Annotated in this window: 5 protein-coding genes; 1 reads left to right on the forward strand and 4 read right to left on the reverse strand. The window is 72.0% G+C overall.

Annotated elements, in window-relative coordinates:
* Window positions 1-237: 237 nt before the first annotated feature.
* The 4 genes from frr to rpsB form a co-directional block, all read right to left on the reverse strand.
* Window positions 238-795: a ribosome recycling factor gene (gene frr / locus L1885_RS23175; protein ID WP_235799111.1), complete on the reverse strand. Its 558-nt coding sequence runs from the start codon at window positions 793-795 to the stop codon at window positions 238-240.
* Between the two features lie 159 nt (window positions 796-954).
* Window positions 955-1,734, reverse strand: a complete 780-nt coding sequence (gene pyrH, locus L1885_RS23180) for a UMP kinase (protein WP_372482007.1) — start codon at window positions 1,732-1,734, stop codon at window positions 955-957.
* Window positions 1,735-1,925: 191 nt separating this feature from the next.
* Entirely contained in the window at window positions 1,926-2,768 is an 843-nt protein-coding gene (gene tsf / locus L1885_RS23185; RefSeq protein ID WP_235799112.1) for a translation elongation factor Ts, read from the reverse strand.
* A gap of 97 nt (window positions 2,769-2,865) precedes the next feature.
* The gene (rpsB, locus tag L1885_RS23190) at window positions 2,866-3,807 is read right to left on the reverse strand and encodes a 30S ribosomal protein S2 (RefSeq protein ID WP_235799113.1); all 942 of its coding nucleotides are present in this window, start codon (window positions 3,805-3,807) and stop codon (window positions 2,866-2,868) included.
* 963 nt (window positions 3,808-4,770) lie between these two features.
* Between rpsB and L1885_RS29435 the strand changes: the two genes are divergently transcribed.
* Window positions 4,771-5,196: peptidoglycan DD-metalloendopeptidase family protein (locus tag L1885_RS29435; RefSeq protein WP_372482008.1), on the forward strand; the 426-nt coding region annotated here is incomplete at its 3' end.

Genomic DNA, 5,196 nt, shown 5'->3' on the forward strand with positions numbered 1-5,196 from the left:
CGTACGGCAGGCCGCCGGGCTGCGGCCCGCCCGGCAGGGGCCCGCCGGTCAGCGGCCCGCCGGCCGCGGGTCCGCCGCTCAGCGGCCCGTCGGGCACGGGTCCGTCGGACACGATGGGCATGGGGCGAGTCTGCTGCGCCTCGGGCTCATCGCGGGCGGGACCCGCCGGAGCGGCCCCCTGGTCGGGCGGACCCCAGTAGCCTGCGGCCGGCGGGGTACCGCGGGAAAAGTCGTTCATCAGACCTCAAGCAGCTCGGATTCCTTGTGCTTGAGCAGCTCGTCGACCTGCGCCACGTACTTCGTCGTGGTGTCGTCGAGCTCCTTCTCGGCGCGCCGCCCCTCGTCCTCGCCGACGTCGCCGTCCTTGACCAGCTTGTCGATGGTCTCCTTGGCCTTGCGGCGCACGGCGCGGATCGAGATCTTCGAGTCCTCGGCCTTGGTCTTGGCGACCTTGATGAACTGGCGCCGGCGCTCCTCGGTCAGCTCGGGGAACACCACCCGGATGATGCTGCCGTCGTTGCTGGGGTTGACGCCCAGGTCCGAGTCGCGGATGGCCTGCTCGATGTTGCGCAGGGCGCTCTTGTCGAACGGCGTCACCACGGCCATCCGCGCCTCGGGCACGGAGAACGAGGCGAGCTGGTTGATCGGGGTCATGGCGCCGTAGTAGTCCGCGACGATCTTGTTGAACATCGCGGGGTGTGCGCGGCCGGTGCGGATCGCCGCGAAGTCGTCCTTCGCGACCAGGACGGCCTTCTCCATCTTCTCCTCGGCTTCGAGGAGGGCTTCTTCGATCACCACTTGCTCCTGCGTGTTGTGAGTGCGGTGTGCCACCGGTGGTGCGGTCCCTCGCGGGGGCCGGCGGTACCTGCGTCGCGTCTTTCCTGCACGGTGTCCGACCGGCAGGGCTTTGTCCATACGGGGCGGTGCCCGTACGGAGGGCGGGCCGCGCGGACGTCAGTCCCTGCTGCCCTGGTCGCTCACGAGAGTGCCGATCTTCTCACCCTTGACCGCACGCGCGATGTTGCCCTCGGCCAGCAGCTCGAAGACCAGGATCGGGAGGCTGTTGTCCTGGCACAGCGTGATCGCGGTCAGGTCGGCGACGCGCAGGTCGCGCGAGATGACCTCGCTGAACCCGAGTGCGTCGAACTTGACCGCCCCCGGGTTGGTCTTGGGGTCGGAGTCGTAGACGCCGTCGACGCCGTTCTTGCCCATGAGGAGGGCCTCCGCGTGGATCTCCAGGGCCCGCTGGGCGGCGGTGGTGTCGGTGGAGAAGTAGGGCATGCCCATGCCCGCACCGAAGATGACCACACGGCCCTTCTCCAGGTGCCGCACGGCGCGCAGGGGGATGTAGGGCTCGGCGACCTGGCCCATGGTGATCGCCGTCTGCACGCGGGTCTCGACGCCTTCCTTCTCCAGGAAGTCCTGGAGGGCCAGGCAGTTCATGACGGTGCCCAGCATGCCCATGTAGTCCGAGCGGGCGCGGTCCATGCCGCGCTGCTGGAGTTCCGCGCCGCGGAAGAAGTTGCCGCCGCCGACGACGAGCGCGATCTGGGCGCCGTCGCGGACGACGGCGGCGATCTCGCGGGCGATGGCGTGCACGATGTCGGGATCGACACCGAGCGCGCCCCCTCCGGCGAAGGCCTCACCGGACAGCTTCAGCATGAAACGCCGGGGCCGGGGGCCGGCGTCGGTCCGGTCGTCGGGGGAATGGTCGGCGTCCACGCCGTTGCTCATGGGGTTCTCCTCGTACACATACGACGAAGGCCATTGCCGGTTGGGTCGGTTGTTCGTCCCTGGCGGCAATGGCCTCCTCGTCGGATCTGCGGTCGTCCGGCAGGTACGCGGCCGACGACTGCATCAGACCCTAGCGGGGTCCGCCGTCCTCCGTGTACGACTGCGTCGGCGCGCTCGCGCCGACGCCGCGGTCAGGCGCCGACGCGGATGCGCGCGAAGCGCTTCAGCGTGACACCGGCCTCGTCCAGGACCTTCTTGACGGACTTCTTGTTGTCCTTGGCGAAGGGCTGGTCGAGGAGGGTGACCTCCTTGAAGAAGCCGTTGACCCGACCCTCGACGATCTTGGGCAGGGCGGCCTCGGGCTTGCCCTCCTCGCGCGAGGTGGCCTCGGCGACGCGGCGCTCGTTCTCCACGATGTCGGCCGGCACCTCGTCACGGGTGAGGTACTTGGGCGCGAACGCGGCGATGTGCTGCGCGACGTCCTTCGCGACCTCGGCGTTCTCCTTGTCCAGCTCGACCAGGACGCCGACCTGCGGCGGGAGGTCGGGCATGGTGCGGTGCATGTACGCGGCCACGAAGCCGCCGTCCGCGGGGAACTGGGCGAAGCGGTCGAGGACGATCTTCTCGCCGAGGTTGGCGTTGGCCTCGTCCACGTACGCCTGCACGGTCTTGCCGGCCTCGATCTCCGAGCCCAGCAGCGCGTCCAGGTCGGCCGGCTGCGTCTTGGCGACGTGCTCGGCGAGCGCCTGGGCGACGGACTGGAACTTCTCGCCCTTGGCGACGAAGTCCGTCTCGCACCGGAGCTCGACCAGGACGCCGGAGGCGCGGTCGTCGGCGATGAGGGAGACGACGGCGCCGTTCTCGGCGTTGCGGCCCTCGCGCTTGGCGACGCCCTTCTGGCCCTTGACGCGGAGCAGCTCGACGGCCTTGTCGACGTTGCCCTCGGCCTCGTCCAGCGCCTTCTTGCAGTCCATCATGCCGGCGCCCGTGAGCTCACGGAGCTTCTTGACGTCGGCGGCGGTGTAGTTCGCCATCTCTGTGGTTTCTCTCTTGAAGAATTCGAAGGTCTGGGGATCTACGGGTGGACGGCGGGGGCCACCGGCCCCCGCCGTCTGTCCGGAACCGTGAGGGTCAGGCCTGCTCGGCGGGCGCCTCGGCGGCGGTCTCGTCCGCGGCGGCCTCCTGCGCGGCAGGGGTCTCGGCGACGGGCTCGTCCGTGGTGGCCGGGGCCTCCTCGGTCTGCTCGGCGTCGGCGACCTTGGCCGTCTCGGCGGAGGTCTGGACCTCGCCCTCGTCCTTCTTCTCCAGAAGGTCGCGCTCCCACTCGGCGAGGGGCTCGCCGGCGGCCTTCTCGCCCGGCTTCTGGTCGCCGGTCGCGACGCCGGAGCGGGCGATGAGGCCCTCGGCGACGGCGTCGGCGATCACGCGGGTGAGCAGGGTGACGGAGCGGATCGCGTCGTCGTTGCCCGGGATCTTGTAGTCGACCTCGTCGGGGTCGCAGTTGGTGTCGAGGATCGCGACGACCGGGATGTGGAGCTTGCGCGCCTCACCGACGGCGATGTGCTCCTTCTTGGTGTCGACGATCCAGACGGCGCTCGGCACCTTCTGCATCTCGCGGATGCCGCCGAGGGTCTTCTCCAGCTTGGCCTTCTCGCGCGAGAGGACCAGGAGCTCCTTCTTCGTGAGGCCGGAGGCGGCCACGTCGTCGAAGTCGATCTGCTCCAGCTCCTTGAGGCGCTGGAGGCGCTTGTAGACGGTGGAGAAGTTGGTCAGCATGCCGCCGAGCCAGCGCTGGTTGACGTAGGGCATGCCCACGCGCGTCGCCTGCTCGGCGATCGCCTCCTGCGCCTGCTTCTTGGTGCCGACGAACATCACGGAGCCGCCGTGCGCGACGGTCTCCTTGACGAACTCGTAGGCGCGGTCGATGTACGACAGCGACTGGAGCAGGTCGATGATGTAGATGCCGTTGCGCTCCGTGAAGATGAAGCGCTTCATCTTCGGGTTCCAACGACGGGTCTGGTGACCGAAGTGGACGCCGCTTTCCAGCAGCTCCCGCATCGTGACGACGGCCATGGCCGTACTCCTAGGTACTCGGTTGTCGCGGCCGCCGGACGGCGGTCGCGCCTGACGCCCTGCGCGCCGTGCCGCAAAGGACCGAGAGGCGCTGACACCGGTAACTGAACGCCGGCGTCGGGGCGTGCGAAGTCGACCCGGTGACCCGGGCCGCACAAGAATTGTACGGGACCTTCGACCCCCCAGGTGACGGCGTTGTCCACAACCGCCGTCTTGTCCACAGATGACGCCCGCGATCCCCCGCGCGGGGCGCCCGCGGAGGAGAGTCGGCGCATGACATCTGTGCGCTGCCTGTGCGCCGCGGCCGTCCTGCTGGCCGTCGCGGCACCGGCCTCCGATCGGGCCGCCGCCCGGCCGCCGCTCCCCCCGGCGGCGGCTGTCGCGCGCCTGCCCGCGGCGCCCGGCCCGTCCGCACCGGGGGCCGCGCCGCTGCTCGCGCCTACGCCGGGGAGCTCCCACGCCGCGGGGGTCAGGGCCGAAGGGGACCGCGGGGCCGGGGTCCCCCGGGCCGACCGGCCGGGTCCGGCCCGGTGGGGGACGTACGGCCGGGCCGGAGCCGGGGCCGGAGCCGACGGTTTGCCCCGCCTCGTGTCGCGAGCCGATGCTCGGCGGCGGCTTGGTGCCCCGCCGACGGCTGGTGGTCAGCCGGGGACGGGTGGTCCGCCGGGGAGGGGCGGTCCGCCGGGGACGAGGGGTCGGGCACGACCGGGTGCCCCGCCGGGGAGGGGTGGTCCGCCGGGGACGAGTGGTCCGCCTGCAAGGAGAGTTCCGCCGGGGACGAGGGGTCGGGCACGACCGGGTGCCCCGCGGGGGACGGGTGCTCGGGCACGATCGGGTGCCCCGCCGGGGCCCGAGGGCGGCGCGGCACCCGATGCCGCGCGGGCGTGGCCGGTGGGCGGGCGTCCCGTGATCGTGCGCGGGTGGCTGCCTCCCGCCACGCCCTACGGGAGGGGGCATCGCGGTGTGGACCTCGCCGCCCGGCCCGGCGAGACGGTACGGGCAGCGGCGGCGGGCCGGGTCGCCTTCGCGGGCCGGGTCGCCGGGCGCGGAGTGCTGTCGATCGTCCTGCCCGGCACCGGAGCACCCCCGCTGCGCGTCACGTACGAACCGGTGGCGCCCCTCGTGGCGGCAGGCGACACGGTGCGGGCCGGGCAGCCCGTCGCCCGGCTCGCCGCGGGACCCTTCCACTGCCCAGCGGGGTGCCTGCACTGGGGGCTGCTGCGCGCTGGCGTCTACCTGGATCCCCTGTCGCTGCTGCCACCCCGGCTGCTCCACCCGGCACCGGCGCGGCTGCTTCCGCTGTGGGGCACAGCACCGGCGCGCGGTGCTGCCGCCTCCGGGGCGGGCGCCGCCGATGCTGCCGGCCCCGGGGCGGCCCTCCGCCGAACG

This window comes from Streptomyces fuscigenes (assembly GCF_021556455.1).
Lineage (GTDB): Bacteria > Actinomycetota > Actinomycetes > Streptomycetales > Streptomycetaceae > Streptomyces > Streptomyces fuscigenes.